Source organism: Streptomyces sp. NPDC007872, from assembly GCF_042868165.1.
Taxonomy (GTDB): domain Bacteria; phylum Actinomycetota; class Actinomycetes; order Streptomycetales; family Streptomycetaceae; genus Streptomyces.
Genome location: NZ_JBIAEA010000002.1, coordinates 304,232 through 322,813 on the forward strand (window position 1 = coordinate 304,232; position 18,582 = coordinate 322,813).

Genomic DNA, 18,582 nt, shown 5'->3' on the forward strand with positions numbered 1-18,582 from the left:
CCATGGCGAGGCACATCTACCGCTGCCCCCTGCGCTGGTCGGACATGGACGCCTTCGGGCACGTCAACAACGTCGTCTTCCTGCGGTACCTGGAAGAGGCGCGGATCGACTTCATGTTCCGCCTGGCGCCGGGGGACGGCTCCCCCTCGTTCTCCGGCGGGTCCGTCGTGGCCCGGCACGAGATCGACTACGTGCGGCCGCTGGTCCACCGGCACGAGCCGGTGACCGTCGAGTCGTGGGTCACGAAGATAGGCGCGGCGTCGCTGACGATCGCGTACGAGATCAAGGACCCCGACACCGTGTACGTACGGGCGTCCACGGTCGTCGTGCCCTTCGACCTGGAGGCGCAGCGGCCCCGGCGGATCAGCGCCGAGGAGCGCTCCTTCCTGGAGGAGTACGTGGACGACGGGATGACCGCCGCCGCATGACCGTCCTCGCGCCGCTGCACTTCGCCGACGCCCGGGAGGCGGCGGCCCTCGCCGCCTTCCTCACCCGGCTCGTCCACTACGACCGGGCCGCCGCCGTCCGCCTCCAGGCGGGCGGCGGGGCGCTGGCCGTCTTCGGGCGGCCGCCGTCGTTCGAGGTGCTCGCGATCCGTACGGCCCGGCTCGTCGACGCCGTGGACCTCGACGTCACCGTCTCCGCCGGCGAACTCCTCGACGGCATCGAGGAGACGGCGGGCAAGGCGGTCGTCCCCGACGCCGTGACCGGGCCGCCCTGGGCGGGCGTCCTGCCGCCGCGCTCCGGCTGGCGGCCGGTCGCGGGCCTGCCGGGCGCCGCCGAGATGCGGGGCGCGGTCGCGGCGGCCGTCGCCGAGTTCCGTACGCGCGACGAGGAACTGCCCGGGGAGCGGCGCACCCGGACCGAGCGCGAGCGGATCGGCCGCGAGATCTGGTCCAGGACCCTCGGCGCCACCGGACTGCCCCTGCGGGCCGTCCACGCCGCCCAGTCCCTCGGCTTCCTGCCGCCCGCCGGGACGGAGGAGGGGCCGGTCGCGCTGTTCGCCTCGGGCCCGTGGCTGCGCCTGCGCACCCCGTACGGCTCCGTCGCCCTCCGCACGGTCCCGATGGCCCTGCCGGTGGCCCCGGGGCGCTGACCCCGGAGCCCCCGCGGGACCCCACTGTGCTCTCCGGGCTCCTCGGCGCTCCGGGCCCTTAGGCGCTCCGGGCCCCTCAGCGCTCCGCGTCGTCCGGCCAGACCCCGATGTGGTCCCGCTCCAGTTCCAGGGCCACCCGGTGCTCCATGCCGAGCGCCCCGGTGTACTCCGCCGGGAGCTGGAGCCGGCCCGCGCGGTCGAGCATCGCGTACTCACTGGCCACCAGGGACTCCTGGCCCTGGTCGTCGACCTCCGTGCGGCGCAGGACCTCCGAGGAGGTGCGGCCGTCGCGGATGGCGACCGTGCGGCGCACCTCGGAGGCGACCGCCTGGTCGTGGGTGACGATCACGATCGTCGTGCCCAGCTCCTCGTTCGCGCGCCGGAAGGCCGCGAAGACCTGCTCGCCGGTGGCCGAGTCCAGCTCGCCCGTCGGCTCGTCGGCGAGGAGCACGGCCGGGTCGTTGGCCAGCGCGACCGCGATGGCCACCCGCTGCTGCTGGCCGCCGGAGAGCTGGTGCGGCCGCCGGTCGCGGATCTCCGCGACGCCCAGCATCGCGAGCAGCTCCTCCGCCCGCTCCGCCTTCTGCCGCGCCTTCGACCGGCCCCGCAACTGCATGGGGAGCGCCACGTTCTGAGCGGCCGTCAGGTACGGCAGGAGGTTGCGGGCGGTCTGCTGCCAGACGAAGCCGACGACCTCGCGCCGGTAGCGCAGCCGCGCCTTCCCGTCCATCGCCAGCAGGTCGCACCCCGCGACCCGGGCCGCGCCCGCGGTCGGCACGTCCAGGCCCGCCAGGATGTTCATCAGCGTCGACTTGCCGGAGCCCGACGCGCCGACCAGGGCCATCAGTTCGCCCTCCTTCACGAGGAGGTCGAGCCCCTGGAGCGCCTGCACCTCCACCCCGTCCGCGGTGAAGATGCGGACGAGCCGGTCGCAGGCGATGAGGGCGTCGTGTCCGTACGAGGGCCGGTCGCGCCGCACCGTCGCCCGCCGCTCCAGCTCTTCGAGGGTCGCCGCGCCCGCGCCGGCCCCCGCCCCGTCCCGGATCCCGGTCTCCGTCATCGTGCGTCTCCCGCCCTGAGTTCCTTGATCGAGCCCCTGCGGCCCGCCCACCAGGCCTGTCCGACCGCCGCGAGCGCCGTCAGGAGCACGACGGCGAGCGCGGGCACGAGCAGCGACCACGGGTCCGCCCGCAGCGGGGCCCCGCCGATCCCGGCGAGCCCCGGGGCCGTCGCGAGCGCCAGCCGGAACAGGTCGATGCCCGGCGCGAGCAGCGGCACCGTCGCCCAGCCCACCAGCGCGCCGCCGAGCGCCGCGAGGACCGCCTGCGGCAGCGCCTCCAGACCGAGCAGCCGCCGCCCCTGCCTCCGGGTCAGACCCATCGTCCGCAACCGGGCGAGCAGCGCGTTCCGCTCCGGCGCGCCCTGCGCGAGCGAGAGCAGCACGGCCACCACGGCGTAACCGGCGCCCGCGCCGATCGCCCCCAGGTAGATCCGCTCGGCGCCCGACTGGAGCGGCGAGTCCACGTAACCGGCCCGCTCCTCGCTCCGCAGCGTCACCCGGAAGTCCTTCGCCGCCTCCCGCACGACGCCCCGCAGCGCGGCCCCGTCCACCGGTCCGGTGACGAGCAGCGCGGTGGCGCCCCGGCGGGTGAGGTCGGCGCCGTTGACGACGAGGAAGTCCTCGCCGGGCAGGGCCGGGGTGGCCGACCGGACGCCGACCACCTCCACCCGGAACGTCCCGGCCGCCGCCACGACCTCCAGCGGTTCGCGGCCCAGCCGCTCGGCCACCGACGGCGAGGCGATCGCGGGCAGCACCCGGCCGGTGTCGGCCGCGGCGCCCTCCCCGCCCCTCCCCGTCGGGGCGAGCAGCTCCGCCGGAAACGCGCCGAAGCCGGTCCGCTTCGCCAGCCGGGTGTACGAGGCGGGGTCGACGCCCACGAGCGGCGCGCTCATCGCCTCGGCGGAGGTGCCCTCGTGGGACGGCAGGTCCACCCCGTACTCGATCTGCACCGGCGCCAGGTCCCGCACCCCCGCCGTACCGCGCACGGCCCCGGTGAGGCCCGTCGGCAGCGGGGTCCACTCGACCGGGGCGTCGATCCGGGCGTCCGCGCCGGTCGCCAGGAGCGTGGCCCGGTCGCGGGCGCCGGAGACGCCGGCGAGGACGGAGCCGCCGAAGGCCGCCGTGGTCAGCGCGAGGACGAGGGCGAGCAGGGGGAGCGTGCCCGTCGAGGACGCGCGCCCGGCGCGGGCCAGGGCCAGCGGGCCGACCGCCCCGCGCAGCCGGCGGGCCGGTCGGCCCAGCCACCGCAGCGGCAGCGGATAGACCCGTACGAGGACGAGGGCGGCGATCAGGCCGACCAGGACGGGGGCGGCGCTCACCAGGTGGTCGCCGGGGTCGCCCGCGCCGCGCAGCCGCAGCGAGACGACCGCGCCCACGGCCAGGACGAGCAGGGTGAGTTCGAGGACCGTGCGGCGCCGGGAGGGACGCGCGGTCACCAGGTCGTCGCGCCCGTCGTGCAGGCGCGGGCGCCGGTGCCGCACGATCGCGCGCAGCGGCAGGACCAGCATCGCGACCAGGGCGACGGCGCAGGCGGCGAGGAGTGAGGGACCGAGGGGGATCCCGTCGGCCGCCCCGGTTCCTCCGGCCGCTCCGGAATCCCAGACCGCCCCGGTTCCTCCGGCCGCTCCGGAATCCCAGACCGTCCCGGATCCCCCGGCCGCCCCGGACCCGCCGCCGGGCGGGCGGACCGTCACGACCGCGAGGCCGAGGGCGAGCGCGGCGGCCGGTACGACGACGGCCGAGGTCTCGCCGAGCAGCCGCAGGCCGATGCCGGTGAGGGAGCCGCCCCGCGAGCGCAGCAGCGCCAGCTCGGCGTCGCGGCGGGCGGCGAAGAGGCCGCCGGTCATGGCGAGGACGACGGCGGCGACCGCGCCGATCCCGAAGACGGCGACGGCCACGACCGGGTCGATCGCGTCGCGCATCGAGCGGTACGCGTCGACGATCTCGTCGAGCCCGGTGGCGAGGGCGCCGTTGCCGCCCATGGCGGTCCGCAGCCTGACCACGTCGGGGCCGCCGCCGGCGGAGGCCAGGGCGGCGGAGAGCCGGTCGGTGTCCCGCCCGGTGAGGTGGCCGGCCGTCGGCACGAACCGGAAGAAGACCTCCTGCTCGCCGATGGTGGCGAGCACCGAGGCAGCCGAGGCGGGGGAGAGGAGCAGGGCCCCCTGCCAGTAGTACTTCACCTCCTCGCCGACCGTCGGGGCGAGCGCGGGGGTCCGCAGCAGCGGCTCCACCGCCCAGTACGCGCTCTCGGGGCCGCGCGGTTCCACGACGCCGGTGATCGTGACGGCGAGCGGCCGGCCGCTCTTGCTCGGCAGGTGCACGACCGAACCGGGCTTCAGGCGCAGGGACTCGGCGGTCTTCGCGGTGACCACCGCCTCCGGGCGGAGGGCGCCGCCCCCGGCGGGCCGGCCCTCCCGGAGCGTCGCGTGACGGGCCAGGTCGGACGGGGAGGAGAGCACGAGCTGGGGGGAGAGGCCGTCCGGGCGGGGCAGCCAGGGGTCGAGCCCCTCGACCCGGCTGACCGTACGGACGCCGTGGACGCCCTGCGCCGGGTCGGTCCGGATCGGGTCGGGCAGCAGGGCCCGCAGCGCGTCGCTCCGCTTCCGGAGGGTGGCGGGGGCCAGGGCCCCCTCGAACTGGGACGGGGAGCCGACGGGCAGCGGCGAGGTCAGTTCGAGGACGCTGTCGCGGGGCGCGGCGGACGCGATGTCGTGCCGGAGGCCCTCCGTCTCGTACCGGTCGACGGCGCGCGGCAGCGCCGCCGCGAGGTAGGCGGTGACCAGGACGAGGAGCGCGAGCGCGGCGGCGGCCCGGGGCGCGGTCCGCAGCCGGGTCCGCACCCAGGGCGCGACGGCGCGGGGGATCCTGCCGGACGGGACGGTTCCGCCGCGTGCGGCGGAAGGAGAAGGCTCGGACGGCTGGTCGGGCCGGGAGGGCCGGGGCCGGGACATGTCGGGGGCCTTCCTGCGTACGTCGGGCTTGTCGGTGCCGTCCCCGTCCGGGGCGGTGGGCGTCTCGTCCTCCTCATGTCCCGGCATCAGCTCGCCCCCTGGTGGCGCAGGGTCACGACCGGGTCCGTGCGGCGCAGGGCGATCGTGGCGACGATGGCCAGGGGGAGGGCGGCGACCCCGGCGACGAGCAGGGCGACCTGGGCGAGGGGGAGTTCCACCAGGACCGGCGGGACGGGGCGGGCCGCCTGGCCGGTGAGGACGACGAGCGGGACGACCGCGCGGGCCAGGACGGAGCCGAGCCCGATGCCGACGAGCAGGCCGATGCCGATGAGCAGCCCCTGTTCGGCGGCGATCAGCCGGGCGAGGCGCCGCTGCGGCGTGCCGAGCGCCCGCAGCACCCCGAACTCGGCGGACCGCTCCCGCATCGCACCGGCCGAGCCGACCGCGAAGCCGACGGCGGCGAGCGCGGCGGCGGCCGCGGCCACCGCCATCAGGGCCGCGTTGGGGCCCGCGCCGAGCGGGTCGCCGAGGAGTTCGGCGGCCATCTCGTCGCGTACGAGCACCTGGGCCGGGTCCGCGTCGGGGCGGGCCCGCAGGGCGGCGGCGACCTCGGCCGTCCTGCCGGGGGCGGTGGTCAGCCACCACTCGGTGGCCGGCACGGTCGGGGTCCCGTCGCCGGACCCGGCCAGGTACCGGTTGACGGCGACGAGGTCGACGAGGACCGCGCCGCCGTCCGCGGGGGCGGTCACGGACGGGCCGGCGGAGGCCGCCGGGGCGGCCGGTCCGGTGGTCGGCAGTTCGTCGACCACCCGGCCGACGACGACGGGGAGCCGCAGGCCGTCGACGGTGACCTCGACGGTGTCGCCGGGCCCGGCGCCGGTCGCCGTCATGAAGGCCCGGGTCGCCACGGCGGGCAGCCGCGCGGGCGGTTTCGGCGCGGGGGCCGCCATCCGCAGGGTGTACTCCTTCGGCGCCGGGTAGCTGTCGTCGTCATCGTCGTGCGTGCCGTCGACCCCGAACGAGACGGCGTACGGGGCGGTGCCGCCGGTTCCGGCCGGGCCCGGGTCGCCGCCCGCCGTGCCGCTCTTCCGTCCCCCGTCGCTCTCGGTCTGCTCGACGCCGGACGACCAGTCGGCGAGGACCTTCGCGGGGGAGTGCGTGCGCGTGCCGCCGTCCGCCCCGGTGGTGGCGAGGCGTTCGACGCGGACGGTACGGATGTGGTGCGGCTCCTCCGCGATCAGGCCGTCCAGCTCCAGGCCGGTCAGGGTGAGCAGGCCGCCGGAGCCGCGAGCGCCGTCGCCGCCGGACGCCCCGTCGCCGGACGTCCCGGTGAGGGCGCCGAGGTCGAGCGTCAGCCGGTGGGGGCGGTCGTCGGAGGGCAGCGCGCCCAGGGTCTGCCGGTACGGGACGCCGCTCGGGTCCTCCAGGACGGCCGTGACCCGGGAGGCCCCGCTGCCCGCCGGCGCGGCGGCCCGCAGGTCCACGGCGAGCGCGCGGGTCCCGGCGGGGAGCGCGAGCCCGGGGCGCGGACCGGCCGCCGGGGCCAGCGGGGCGAGCAGCGACGGAGCCGTGGTGCCCGCGAGGTCGGGGCGCAGCAGCAGGCCGCCCGCGGCGTTGCGGGTGTCCACGGCGAGGACGGTGGCGTTCCGGCCGGACACGTCCGCGGTGGCGCGGTGCACGGGCGCCACGGCCGCGACGCCCGGCACGGCGCCCAGGCGCTCGGTCCGGGTGGCCTCGGCGGGGCCGGGGCTCAGGACGCGGACGTCCGTGCCGGCCCGGAAGTCGGCCTGGTCGCGCTGCGAACGCTCCCACGAGCCGCTCTGCCCGATGGCCAGCATGCCCATCGCCACGGCGAGGACGAGCAGGAGGACGGGGCCCGCGCCCCGCAGCGGCCGGCGGCTGAACTGCCAGCCGGCGAGGGCGGCGGAGAGCCCGCGCCCGGCGGCCGCGCGCCGCTCGGCCAGCCGGGCGGCAGCAGCCGCAGCGTCAGGACGGTCCCGGCGAGCAGGGCGAGGGCGGGCGCGGCGACGAGCACCGGGTCGACGGAACCCCCGCCGCTCCCGTCCGCGCCGAAGGTGCCGCCCGCGGCGGCGGGCCGCTGGAGCTGCCAGTACGCGACGGCCGCGACGGCGAGCAGACCGAGGTCCGCCCCGGCCCGCACCGGACCGGGCAGCGACGCCGAGCGGGCCTTGCGCAGCGAGACGGCCGCGCCGTCCCCGGCGGCGAGCGCGGGCGCCACGACGGCCGCCGCGCAGCACAGCGCCACCACGGCGGCGACCAGCCACACCGGGAGCGAGGGCGAGGCGTCGAGCCGCACCCCGAGCGAGGAGAGGGCGGACCGCTCGGCGAAGAGCCGGGTCAGCGGACCGGACAGGAGCGGGGCCGCGAGCGCCGCGGGCAGGGCGAGCAGCAGCGCCTCGGTGGCGGCGAGCCCGGCGATCCGGCGCCGCGAACCGCCGCGCGCCCGCAGCAGGGCCGTCTCGCCGGAGCGCTCGGTGCTGAGCAGCCGGGCGACGAGCAGCAGCGCGTACGCGGCGAGCAGCACCAGTTGCACGGCGACGATCAGCAGGGTCGAGCGGGAGACGAGCAGGGCCCGCCCGGTCTGGTCCAGGACGGCCGGGAGCGCGGTGGACACCGAGACCGTCGCGCCGAACGCCGCCCGGTTCTCGGCCAGCGCCTTCGGGCCCTCGGTCGCGGCGGCGCGCAGGGCGTCCATCCGGTCCGTGGTGAAGCCGGTGAAGTCGGCGGTGCCGAGCCAGGAGGTGTCGCCGGGGCTCAGCGCCCCGGAGGCGAGGACGGCCGGATCGGCGAGCAGCGGCCCGTACGTCGTGAACGCGACCGTCCGCACGCCCCGGCCGCCCGCCGGGTCGAGCCGCCAGTAGAGGTCGGCGGTGTCGACGGGCCGGTAGACGCCGGTGATCCGGGCCTTGAGGTGCCGGTCGGTGAGCCGGTCGGAGAGGTCGAGCACGGTGCCGGGGCCGGCCTTCAGGCGCCGGGCCGCCTCTTCGGGCAGCGCGGTCTCGACCGTGCCGCCGGTCCGGGCGGCCGAGGGCCAGGCGCCCCGGACGAGGGCGAGCCGCGAGCGGTCGAGCGCGGCGAAGTGGGTGAGGTCGGGGTCGTCCCCGCGGGCGGCGGCCGGCCGGAGGCTCCGGGGCAGGGCGTACGACCCCGAGCGTTCGAGCCGCCGCACGGTCACCGGCAGCCCGTCGAAGGACGCCCGCATCCCGTCGCGCGCGGCGGCGTCGGCACCGGCCCGCTTCCCGGGGGGCACCTGTCCGCCGACGAGGAGCGAGGCGGCGGCCGCGGACCGGCCGCGCAGGCCCGCCTGGAGCGCGGCGTCCCCGATCGCGCCGGAGAAGGCGGCGAGGGTGGCGAGGACCGAGGTGGTCAGGAGCACGGAGAGCAGCGCGGCGGCGAGCAGCAGCCGGTGCGCCCTGACACGCAGAAATACGAACCCCGTCACCCGTCCCCCTGGCCGCCCTGATCACGGTGTGCGCGTCGAACGCTTTCCGAACGCCCCCGAAACTCCTTCCGGATGCTTTCAGAGTGCACGCACGGCTGGAAACCGCTTGCGTGCGCACCTTGACCCGATCGTGACCGTTATCCGGTGTCCGGGCTCCGGAATGCGTCCCTCCAGGCGGAGAGGGGGGTCAGCCCGCCGTGTTCACCATCGAGGCGGCGGCGTAGGTGAAGTACCGCCACAGCTCCGCCTCGTACGCGGGGGCGAGGTCCAGCTCGTCCAGGGCGGTCCGCATGTGGCGGAGCCAGGCGTCGTGGGCGGCCCGGTCCACGGCGAACGGGGCGTGGCGCATCCGCAGGCGGGGGTGGCCCCGGCGGTCGCTGTAGGTGCGGGGCCCGCCCCAGTACTGGATCAGGAAGAGGGCGAAGCGCTCCTCGGCGGGGCCGAGGTCCTCCTCGGGGTACATCGGGCGCAGCAGCGGGTCCTCCGCGACGCCCTCGTAGAAGCGGTGGACGAGACGGCGGAACGTCTCCTCGCCGCCGACCTGCTCGTAGAAGGTCCGCTCCTGTGTGGTGTCCCCGGGAATCTCGCTCACCGCTCCATCGTCTCAGATGCCCCGGCCGAGGACCGGAGGTCTAGGACCCCCGGCCCCCGGCCCCTTCGCGGGCTCAGTCCTGGCGGATCGTGATCGTGGTCCAGGCGCCGACGTGCACCCGGTCGCCGTCCTGGAGCTGGACGGGGACGTAGGGCTGGATCGGCTCCTCGCCGCCGTTGACCGTGGTGCCGTTGGTGGAGTTCTGGTCCACCACCGCCCACGAGCCGTCCGGCTGCTGCACCAGGACCGCGTGCTGGTGCGAGACGCCCGGGTCCTCCGGCGGCACCGACAGGTCGATGTCGGGGGACTCGCCGGTGGAGTGCCGGCGGCGGCCGATGGAGATCTGGTTGCCCTGGAGCGGCAGGTGCTTGTCCGGGGAGTACGCGGGCAGGTTCAGGCCCGTGGCCTCCGGACCGCTGCGCTGCATCATCGCCATGAAGTACGCGCGGTCGGGACCGACGACCGCGCTCCAGCTCCGGGGCGCCTGCGGCGGCTGCGGCTGGAACTGCTGCGGGGGCGGCTGGGGTGCCTGGTGCTGTTGTTGCTGCTGCGGAGGCGGACCCTGGTGCTGCGGGGGCGCCTGCGGCGGCTGGTGCTGCGACGGCGGCGGCAGGAGCCAGTCGTCGTCCGCGCGCGGCTGCGGCGGCACGGGCGGCGCCGGGGCCTGGGCGGGCGCCTGGAGGTACGGGGGCGGGGCCTGCTGCGGCGCCTGCTGCGGGGACGGCTGCGGAGGCCGGGGCGGCTGGTGCGGCTGCTCCTGCGGACGCTGCTGCTGCGGCGGGGCCTGGTGGTGGGTGGGCTCGGCGCCGAGCGGTTCCGCGGGCCGGTTCACCTGCGAGGGCCGCGAACCCTGGTATCCGAACGGGTCCTGCTGCTGCGGGGCGCCCGGCGGCGGGGTGCGGAAGCCCGGCGGCAGGTTCAGGCCGGGCGGCGGACCGGGCTGCCGCGGCGGGAGGCTGGACGGGGCCACCGGTGTGTACGAGGTCGCCGTGTTCGTGAGGAAGTTCCAGCGGCACTCCTCGCAGAAGGGCGCCATGTGCTCGCGCGGCGTCCGGCACTGCGGGCACAGCTCCGCCTGGGCGGTGGCGTTCGGATCGCCACCGGACCCGAAGCCGCCGGGGGCGGGGGGACGGTTCGGCCCACCGGGACCGTCCGGACCGTTCGGTCCGCCGGGGCTGTTGGGAGCGCCGTACGGACCCGGGCCCGGACCGCCGGGCGCGCCGGGGCCGCCGTGGGCACCAGGACCGTTCGGTCCGCCGTACGGACCCGGACCCCCGTGATCACCGGGATCGCCGTAAGCACCGGGACCGCCCGGACCGCCGTACGGACCCGGGCCGCCAGGAGCACCGTGAGTACCAGGACCGCCGTGAGCACCAGGGCCGCCCGGACCGTTCGGGCCGCCGGGAGCACCGGGGCCGCCGTACGGACCCGGGCCGCCGGGCGCGCCCGGCGGAGGGCCCGCCGGAGGCTGACCGGGGCCACCGGGGCCACCGGGACCGCCCGGCCCACCGGGGCCGGGGTATCCGTACGCGGGGGGCGGCGGCGGGGGAGGCGGCGGTACGGCACCCGTCGGCGCACCCGCCCCGGCCATGCGATGGCCGCAGACCTCGCACCAGTCGTCGGAGACCGACTGGTGTCCGTTCGGGCAGGTCGGCATGTCGGTGCTTCCCCCTCTCGTCGTCCGGCCCGGTGGCCGGGCTACCTCTTGACGCGAACGGTCTTCGTGGAGCGGGTCTCGAGTGTCATCTCGTCCGCTTCGGCGACCTTCGCCTTCAAACGCACAGTACCCGCCACCGCGTCGACCACGTCGACCACCTTCGAAAGCAGTTTCGCCGTATCCGCGTTGCCGGAGGCCGCCGCGAGCTGCACGGCACGTCCCAGTTTGGCCGTCGCGCCGTCGTGATCGCCCGATTTGCGGGCATCCAGGCCCTCCTGGATGGCGTCCGCCAGCTCGGCCTGGCCCGTGTAGTGCGCCACCTGCGCGTTGATCGCCGTCGACATCGCCAGGTCGTCCGTCCACACCGCCCGTACCAGCCCTTGAGACAGCGGGCGCGCGTCGCCGCCCGCCGGGTCCGGGGCGATCAGGGAGACCCGGGCGGCGAGCATCTCCTGGCCGACCGCGGCCCGCGGGACCCGCACGCTCACGTGGTAGTCGCGGGACTCGTCGCCCCACGAGCCCGTCGGGTAGTCCCCGGCGCGCGGCCCCGCCTCCGTGCGCCGCCCGGTGAGGTCCTCGACCGTCGGCGCCACCTGCTTCACGAACGCGATCTCCACCCCGACCGGGGTCCACAGGCGCAGCGCGACGTCGGCCACGCCCTTGCCCATCGCCTGCTCCATCATCGCCGTGAAGTCGGCCGCGAGACCTGCCGGGTCGGCGACGATGTCGGCGGTGCCGAGGAGCGCCGAGGCGATCCCGGTGACCTCCTTGACCTCCCAGTCGGTGCCGACCCCGCGCGCGTCGCAGGTGAACCGGCCCGCGCAGGCGTCGAGCGCGGCCCGCAGCTCCTCCGGGGACTCGTGCTCGTTGCGGCCGTCGGTGAGCAGGATGCCGTGCCGGATGGTGAGGTCGGCGGAGGAGAGCAGCCGGTCCGCGAGGCGCAGCCAGGTGCCGATCGCCGTGCCGCCGCTCGCGGAGAGCCGGCGCAGCGCCTCCCTGGCCTCGGCCCGGGTGCGGGCGTCGGCGACGGCGAGCCGCCCGTTCCCCGGGTAGACCTCCTTCGCCACGTGCGTGCCGGCGACCACGGCGAAGGACGTGCCGTCGCGCAGGGTGTCGACGGCGGCGGCGGTCGCCTCCCGCGCCCCGCGCATCTTGGTGGCCGGGTAGTCCATCGAGCCGGAGCAGTCGACCATGATCACGACACCGGCCGCACCGTGGCCGCCCGCGCCCGCGCCGAGGGTGCCGCCCCCGGTCGAGGTGACCGTGACGATCGCGCTGACGTCCCGGCCGCCCTCCGGCAGGAACTCGTTCTGGTACACGTCCACCGAGAACCGGGGCACGGTCGGCTTGGAGAAGTTCGCCATCAGTTCGGCTCCTCGGGCAACGGCGACGGGACAACGGCGACAAGGCAACGGGGGAGGGTGGAGGGACGGGACCGGCGACCGCTCAGGCCGATCCCGCCCCTTGCGGGGGAACGGCGAACGGGACGAGCGCGACCGTGATGTTGTCGTGGCCCCCGCCGTCCAGGGCGTGCCCGACGAGCACCCGGGCACTGTGCAGCGGGCGGTCCGCCGCGTCGGGCGGGACGACCCGGGCCATGTCCTCGGGGCCCTCCGCGTAGTTCCACAGGCCGTCCGTGCAGACCACCACCACGCCGGAGCGGTCCGGCTTGAACGCGACCGTGTGCGGATCCAGTTCGTACGCGTCGGCGCCGAGCCAGCCGGTGATCGCGTGGGCGCGCTCGTCCGCGTACGCCTCGGCCTCGCTCATCAGGCCCGCCGCGACCATCTGCGCGGCCCACGAGTCGTCCTCGGTGAGCCGGGCGGCCGGGGTGGCGCGGTCGTCCGGCACCCAGTAGGCGCGGCTGTCGCCGACCCAGCCCACGACGAGCAGGCCGTCCGCGACGACGGAGCCGACGATGGTGCACGCGGGCGCGTTGCGGTGGGGATCGCCCTCCCCGGCCGGCTCCGCGAGGGAGTTGACGGCCTCGGAGGCGGCGACGATCGCCTCGTGCATCGCCTGCTGCGGGTGCGTGCCCCGCGGCAGCGCGGCGCACAGCGCGGCACCGGCCGCCTCCGCGGCGGCGGCGGAGGCCTCGTCGGGCCGGGTCGCCGAGGAGACGCCGTCGCAGACGACGGCGAGGGTGGCGGGGGAACCGTCGGGCAGGGTGGCCGAGGAGACGGCGAACGCGTCCTCGTTGCGGTGGTGGCGCAGCCCCCGGTCGCTGACGGCGGCCACGCCGCCGAGTTCCCGCTCCATGTGGTCGCGCTCGCGGGGCTGCGCGTGCCCGCAGTTCTCGCAGTACCCGTCGGTGTCCACCCGCCCGGCCCGGCAGGCCACGCAGAGCCCGGCGGCGGGCGCCGCCGGATCCGGGGCCGGGCCCCGGGCCGGTGCCGGTACGGGCGCGGGGGCCGGGCCCGGCTCGTCGACCCGTACGGCGGCCCGGGGGTCGGGGGCGGCCAGCTCGAAGTCCCCGGCGGCGGGGGCGCCGGGCGCCGGCAGGTCGTGGCCGCCCGAGTCGGTGCCCGGCAGGTCGCCGGGGTGCTGGGTCATGGTCGAGAGCGAACCGGGCTCGCGGGGCGGGGCGTCCGGCCAGTTCACCGGGGTGCCGATCGCCACGGTCGGGCGGTCGGGGCCGGTCTCGGCGGCCGGCGCGGCCGACAGGTCGTAGCCGCACGCGCCGCAGAACCGGTCACCCGACTCCAGCGGCTCCGCGCAGCCCGGGCACGCGGCGAGTCCGTGCGACGGCTTCGGCTTCTGGGACATCCTCACACCCACGTCCGGGGGCGGAAGCGGTTGGCACGCTCCACCAGTTCGATCCTTTCCCCGCCCTGCTGGGCGAGCCGGGCCAGCACCCGGTACGCGCGTTCGAGGCCGAAGCGCAGTCCGCGCTCGTCCAGTTCGCTCCCGAGCAGCAGCGCGCCGCCGCCCGGTGCCGCACCGGGACTCCCGGAGAGTACCCAGTCCAGGGCCGTTCCGAGGACCTCGGTCGACAACCGCTCCCGGCGCACCGCGTCCAGACCGAAGCCCTGGAGCGCCGAGACCTGCGCGGCGGCCGCCGTCAGGTCGGCGCCGAGCGGCTCGGACGGGAGGCGCCGGCGCAGCCGCGCCCGCACGGCCGCGACCCGGGCCGCCGTGTAGTGGATCGACGCCTCGGGCACGGACTCCAGGGCCCGTACGGCTCCGGCGCGGTCGCCCGTCGCGAGCCGCACCCGGGCGAGGCCGAAGGCCGCGCTGACGAAGCCGGGGTCGGTCGTCCACACCAGGCGGTAGTACTCGGCGGCGTTGTCGAGCTGGCCGAGGACCTCGGCGCAGATCCCCAGGGCCAGCTTCGGCGCCGGCTCGCCCGGGAAGGCGTCGTACACCGCGTCGAAGGCGAGCGCCGCGTGCTCGTGGTCCCCGGTCACCAGCGAGGTCACGCCCCGGTACCAGACGACCCGCCAGTCGTCCGGGTCCCGCTCCTCCAGACCGGCGAGGGTCCGGGCGGCGGCCGGCAGGTCCCGCAGCTCCAGTCGGGCCCGCAGGGTGCGGAGCCGCAGCTCGACCGAGGGCGCGGGCGCGGCCTGGAGCGCCCCGAGCAGCTCGCCCGGCGCGGCGGCGGCCAGACCGGCGAGGAAACCGGCGTTGGGGTCGGCGGGGGAGACGTGCGGCACGGGCAGCGCGAGCGCGGTGGCGGGCGTGTCGAGCGGCGCGAGCAGCCCCCCGAGCCCGGCCCCCGGCCCGAACCCCGTCACAGGCCCGACTCCCGGCCCCGGCCCGGCTCCCGGCCCCGCCGCCGCACCGGCGGGGACGGGAGCCGGTCCGGGCAGCGCCTTCCGGCCCCTCCCGCCCCTCACGCCCCTCCGGGCCCCCAACAGGGACACGTCCTCGGTCGGTTCGGCGAACAGCTCCGTGTCCGTGACCCGCACCTCCGTGCCGAACAGCGTCGACAGCGCCGGCCGCGGCCGCCCCGACTGGACCGCCACCACCTCCCGCAGCACGCCCGTCAACTGCTCGGCCATCTCCTGCGCGGAGGCGAACCGGCGCGCCGGGTCCGGGTCGGTGGCGCGGACCAGGAAGCGGTAGAACGACTCGTACGTCCGGAAGACCGCGATGTTCTCCGGGTCGGGCAGCGAGTCCGCGAAGACGTTCGTGTAGCCCTGGAAGTCGAAGGTCATCACGGCGAGCGTGCGCGCCACCGTGTACAGGTCGCTGGCCACCGAGGGGCCGACCTCGGCCACCTCCGGCGCCTGGTAGCCGACCGTGCCGTAGATCGCCGACTCGTCGTCGTCCATCCGCCGGACCGCGCCCATGTCGATGAGCTTCAACTGGTCCTCGGTCTGTATGGCGTTGTCGACCTTGAAGTCGCAGTACAGCAGGTTCCGGCTGTGCAGGTGCCCGAGCGCCTCCAGGGCCTCGATCCCGTACGCGCAGGCCTGCTCCACCGGCAGCGGGTCGCGTCGGCCCTCGGGCGTCCGCCGCCCGTTGGCGATCTCCTTGAGCGACTTGCCGCCGACGTACTCCATGACGATGTAGCCGTCCAGGGAGCCGGTCCGCTGGTCGAGGTGCTCGACGAAGTTGTAGATCCGGACGATGTTGGAGTGCTCGATCTCGGCGAGGAAGCGGCGCTCGGAGATCGCCGCCGCCATGGCGTCCTGGTCGCCGGTGTCGAGCAGGCCCTTGAGGACGACCCAGCGGTCCGAGACGGCCCGGTCGACGGCGAGGTAGACCCAGCCCAGGCCGCCGTGCGCGAGACAGCCCGCCACCTCGTACTGGCCGTGGACGATGTCCCCGGCGCGCAGCTTCGGCACGAAGGAGTACGGGTGCCCGCAGCTCGTGCAGAAGCCCTCCGTGCGGCCCGGCCGGTCGCCCCGCGCGCGGCCCACCGGGGCCCCGCAGTCGGAGCGGGAGCAGAACCGCTTGCGCTCGGGGACCTCGGGGTTCTCCATCACCGCGCCCCGCGGGTCGGGGCGCGGCACCTCCGGGACCGAGACCAGGCCCGCGCCGAGCCGGTTCCGGGCGGACTGCCCGCTCGACGTGCCCGAGCTGCGCACCGACACCGAGCGGCCCGTGGACCGACCGGAGAGCGAGCGCGACAGCCGGCCCGAGACCGACCGGCGCGAGGTCGAGGAGCGGGACGAGGTGCGCGAGGAGGCCCGCGAACCGCTCCGCGAGGAGGCGGAGTCCGCCCCGCCCGTCCCCGTCCCCGTGCGGGAGGACCGGCCGGGCACGGCCACCCCGGTCGGCGACGAGCCGATCATCCCGCCGGGCGCGACGACCGGCGCGAGCCCGCAGGTGTCGCAGTACAGCTCGCCGCCCCCCATGTCCTCGTACGAGCCCTCGCACGAGGGACGCTGGCAGCTCCCCACGCCCGTCTCCCCGCTCACCACTGCCGTCCTCCCGCGCCTTCCGCGTTCCCCGCGCCCTCCGCGCCCCCGGGGGCGGACAGCACCTCGGCCGCCGCCCGCTGGTAGCGCAGCACCGCCTCCTCCGCGACCCGCAGGTCGCAGGGCGCGCTCCACAGCATCCGCCGGGCCGTGTCGTACCGCTCGATCAGGAGCGGGTCCTCCGCCGCGCCGAGCCGCGCCACCTTCGCCCTGTACGCGTCGAGCCGGCCGCGCAGCTCCGCCCGGACCGCGAGCGGCGCGGTGACCGCCGTCAACGACTCGCGGGCCCGCAGCAGTTCGTCCTCCGCCTCCCGCTCCAGGGAGTCCAGGAGCGGGGAGAGCCGGTGCCACTGGGCGTGCCTGCGGTACTCGGCGGCGGCCACGAGCCGCTCCTGGAGCGCCGTCGGCGGCCCGCTGACGGCCGGCACCTCGGAGGCGGCGATCTTCGCGAGGACCTCGCCGCGCGCGGACCGCGCCTCGGCGAGCGTCCGGTCCGCCCGCGACAGCACGTCCCGCAGGCGGAGCAGCCGGTCCTCGGAGTCCTGCCGGACCGCGAGGACGGCCTCGATCTCGCGCCGCACGTCCTCCAGGGCCAGCGCGGCCCGGTCGTACCGTTCGGTGTCGGGGCGGCCCCCGCCGGGCGCCGAACTCCCCGCCGCCGGGCGCCAGAAGGCCAGCGGGTCCGTGATCACCTGGGAGCGCAGCAGGCCCAGCTCGGCCGTGATCTCCTCCAGCTCGTCCCCGGCCGGGTGCTCGCCCGGCCGCACGCCCACCGAGTGCGCGAGGGACCGCGTCCGGCCCAGCTCGGCGGCGAGCAGGTCTATCCGGGCGGGCAGCGCCGACCAGACGGCGTCGGCGGTGACCACCAGGTCGAGCGAGGAGGCGTACAGCTCGTTCATCCGCCGGACCAGGCCCTCCAGGGTGAAGCGCTCGGACAGCAGCGCCTCCTCCCCCGCGCCGCCCGGCACGAGGACGCTCTCGCCGCGCAGCCGGTCGGTCAGCTCCACCAGCTCCTCCCGGCCGGGCCAGCGGCGCCGCGCCCGCACCTCACGGGCCCCCCGCAGGGCGTCGGTGTACACGTCGAAGCAGGTCCAGAGCAGGGTGATGGTCCGCTCGGCCACCGCCCAGCGCTCCCGCGTCGTGCCGGTCAGCTCGGCCCCTTCGAGGAGCCTGCGGCCCGCGTGGTCCTGGAGCGCGAGGAGCGAGTCCTCGACCGCCTTGTGCTCGGCGCCGAGCCGCGCCAGCGCACGGTCCACCTCGTCCCGGTCCATCACCGGCCCAGGGGGTCCCGTGACGCCCATCGGTCACCTCTTCCGCCATGTGTACAAGGACTCTTGATGTGCAGGGGCCGCACGCGGCGGCTACTTGTACAGGGGAGCGGGCGGCCCGGATATCCCGGGCAGGTCCTTCTCCAGCCACTGTCTGTACGCCGCCTGCCAGGGGCCCTGCCGGTACCCCACCAGGACGTGGTTGACCCGGCGCACCAGGTCGTCGTTGCCCAGCTTGGCCGCCACCCCGTAGTACTCCTTCGTGAACGGCTTCCCCTTCAGCTCGACCGCCGGGTCCTGGGCGGCCTGGCCGGCCGCGAGGGCGTTGTCGGTGACGACGGCGTCCACCTCGCCCAACTGGAGCCGGGCCAGGCAGTCCAGTTGGTTGGGGACGGTCAGCAGGTCCTTGTCGTCCTTGGTGCCGTCGCCCTCGTCCTCGAAGACGGCGCCGAAGGAGTTCTCCTCCAGGGCCTCGTGGGCCGTGGAGCCCTCGGCGGTGCAGACCCGCTTGCCGCGCAGCGAGGGGTCGTAGCCGGTGATGTCGGAGCGCTTGGGCGCCAGGACCTGCTGCCCGGCCTGGAAGTAGGCGGTGGAGAAGGCGACCTGCTCGATCCGCTTGCAGTTGATCGTCATGGTGCGCACGACGAGGTCGACCTTGCCGCTGTCCAGGGCGGCGATCCGCTGGTTGGTGGGGATCGCGCGGAAGATCACGGCGTTCTCGTCGCCGAGGACGCCCTTGGCGACGGCCCGGGCGAGGGCGATGTCGAACCCCTCCAGGACGCCCTTCTCCGGGTTCCGGTAGCCCCAGCGGTAGCTGGACTGGTCGACGCCGACGATCAGCTTCCCGCGCTCCTTGACGGCGCGGATCGCCGGGCCGTCCTCCGTGGAGGGCGTGAGGGAGGCCTCCGGGTTCCGGCAGGTGTCCGCCTTGACCTGGACGCCGACGCCGACGCCGCCGCCCGTGCCGGGCGCGGCCGCCGCGCCGCCCTCCTCCCGGGCCAGCGGGAGCAGGGTGAGCGAGGCGGTGAGCCCGCAGGCGACGGCCATGGCCGCCACCCCGCCCCAGCCGCGCAGCCGCCGCGCCGCCCGCCACACCAGCGGCTCCGTGCCCTCGGACATCCCTCCCCCT

General features: G+C 76.6%; 11 protein-coding genes and 1 pseudogene. 2 read left to right on the plus strand and 10 right to left on the minus strand.

The window, feature by feature from the left end:
- Nucleotides 1-2 precede the first annotated feature (2 nt).
- Both ACFYNX_RS06565 and ACFYNX_RS06570 read left to right on the plus strand, forming a co-directional pair.
- Nucleotides 3-428: a thioesterase family protein gene (locus ACFYNX_RS06565; RefSeq protein ID WP_365538388.1), complete on the plus strand. Its 426-nt coding sequence runs from the start codon at nucleotides 3-5 to the stop codon at nucleotides 426-428.
- Nucleotides 425-1,096, plus strand: coding sequence for a hypothetical protein (locus tag ACFYNX_RS06570; RefSeq protein ID WP_365538385.1), 672 nt, complete (start codon nucleotides 425-427; stop codon nucleotides 1,094-1,096). The genes ACFYNX_RS06565 and ACFYNX_RS06570 overlap by 4 nt, the downstream gene beginning before the upstream one ends.
- Before the next feature lie 76 nt (nucleotides 1,097-1,172).
- Here ACFYNX_RS06570 and ACFYNX_RS06575 read toward each other — a convergent pair whose 3' ends face one another.
- The 10 genes and pseudogenes from ACFYNX_RS06575 to ACFYNX_RS06620 form a co-directional block, all read right to left on the minus strand.
- On the minus strand, nucleotides 1,173-2,156 hold the full coding sequence (locus ACFYNX_RS06575) for an ABC transporter ATP-binding protein (RefSeq protein ID WP_388658374.1): 984 nt from the start codon (nucleotides 2,154-2,156) through the stop codon (nucleotides 1,173-1,175).
- Nucleotides 2,153-5,194, minus strand: coding sequence for an FtsX-like permease family protein (locus ACFYNX_RS06580; RefSeq protein WP_388658377.1), 3,042 nt, complete (start codon nucleotides 5,192-5,194; stop codon nucleotides 2,153-2,155). Before ACFYNX_RS06580 ends, ACFYNX_RS06575 begins: the two co-directional genes overlap by 4 nt.
- A pseudogene (locus ACFYNX_RS06585) lies at nucleotides 5,194-8,570 on the minus strand (FtsX-like permease family protein). The gene ACFYNX_RS06580 and the pseudogene ACFYNX_RS06585 overlap by 1 nt, the downstream one beginning before the upstream one ends.
- A gap of 187 nt (nucleotides 8,571-8,757) precedes the next feature.
- On the minus strand, nucleotides 8,758-9,162 hold the full coding sequence (locus tag ACFYNX_RS06590) for a globin (protein WP_125667084.1): 405 nt from the start codon (nucleotides 9,160-9,162) through the stop codon (nucleotides 8,758-8,760).
- Nucleotides 9,163-9,235: 73 nt separating this feature from the next.
- Nucleotides 9,236-10,819, minus strand: a complete 1,584-nt coding sequence (locus ACFYNX_RS06595; RefSeq protein WP_388658380.1) for an FHA domain-containing protein — start codon at nucleotides 10,817-10,819, stop codon at nucleotides 9,236-9,238.
- Nucleotides 10,820-10,860: 41 nt separating this feature from the next.
- Nucleotides 10,861-12,183, minus strand: a complete 1,323-nt coding sequence (locus tag ACFYNX_RS06600; RefSeq protein WP_365538374.1) for a VWA domain-containing protein — start codon at nucleotides 12,181-12,183, stop codon at nucleotides 10,861-10,863.
- A gap of 82 nt (nucleotides 12,184-12,265) precedes the next feature.
- A complete protein-coding gene (locus tag ACFYNX_RS06605; protein ID WP_388658383.1) occupies nucleotides 12,266-13,585 on the minus strand; it encodes a PP2C family serine/threonine-protein phosphatase in 1,320 nt (439 codons plus the stop codon).
- 2 nt (nucleotides 13,586-13,587) lie between these two features.
- A complete protein-coding gene (locus ACFYNX_RS06610) occupies nucleotides 13,588-16,122 on the minus strand; it encodes a tetratricopeptide repeat protein (protein WP_388659738.1) in 2,535 nt (844 codons plus the stop codon).
- Nucleotides 16,123-16,181: 59 nt separating this feature from the next.
- Entirely contained in the window at nucleotides 16,182-17,486 is a 1,305-nt protein-coding gene (locus tag ACFYNX_RS06615) for a hypothetical protein (RefSeq protein WP_365538368.1), read from the minus strand.
- 60 nt (nucleotides 17,487-17,546) lie between these two features.
- The gene (locus ACFYNX_RS06620; RefSeq protein ID WP_388658386.1) at nucleotides 17,547-18,572 is read right to left on the minus strand and encodes a glutamate ABC transporter substrate-binding protein; all 1,026 of its coding nucleotides are present in this window, start codon (nucleotides 18,570-18,572) and stop codon (nucleotides 17,547-17,549) included.
- Nucleotides 18,573-18,582: the final 10 nt, after the last annotated feature.

Bases quoted from the DNA above. Each gene is read 5' to 3' on its own strand.
- ACFYNX_RS06565 (WP_365538388.1), top strand. From the start codon at position 3: ATGGCGAGGCACATCTACCGCTGCCCCCTGCGCTGGTCGGACATGGAC.
- ACFYNX_RS06570 (WP_365538385.1), top strand. From the start codon at position 425: ATGACCGTCCTCGCGCCGCTGCACTTCGCCGACGCCCGGGAGGCGGCG.
- ACFYNX_RS06575 (WP_388658374.1), bottom strand. From the start codon at position 2,156: ATGACGGAGACCGGGATCCGGGACGGGGCGGGGGCCGGCGCGGGCGCG.
- ACFYNX_RS06580 (WP_388658377.1), bottom strand. From the start codon at position 5,194: ATGCCGGGACATGAGGAGGACGAGACGCCCACCGCCCCGGACGGGGAC.
- ACFYNX_RS06595 (WP_388658380.1), bottom strand. From the start codon at position 10,819: ATGCCGACCTGCCCGAACGGACACCAGTCGGTCTCCGACGACTGGTGC.
- ACFYNX_RS06600 (WP_365538374.1), bottom strand. From the start codon at position 12,183: ATGGCGAACTTCTCCAAGCCGACCGTGCCCCGGTTCTCGGTGGACGTG.
- ACFYNX_RS06605 (WP_388658383.1), bottom strand. From the start codon at position 13,585: ATGTCCCAGAAGCCGAAGCCGTCGCACGGACTCGCCGCGTGCCCGGGC.
- ACFYNX_RS06610 (WP_388659738.1), bottom strand. From the start codon at position 16,122: ATGGGGGGCGGCGAGCTGTACTGCGACACCTGCGGGCTCGCGCCGGTC.
- ACFYNX_RS06615 (WP_365538368.1), bottom strand. From the start codon at position 17,486: ATGGGCGTCACGGGACCCCCTGGGCCGGTGATGGACCGGGACGAGGTG.
- ACFYNX_RS06620 (WP_388658386.1), bottom strand. From the start codon at position 18,572: ATGTCCGAGGGCACGGAGCCGCTGGTGTGGCGGGCGGCGCGGCGGCTG.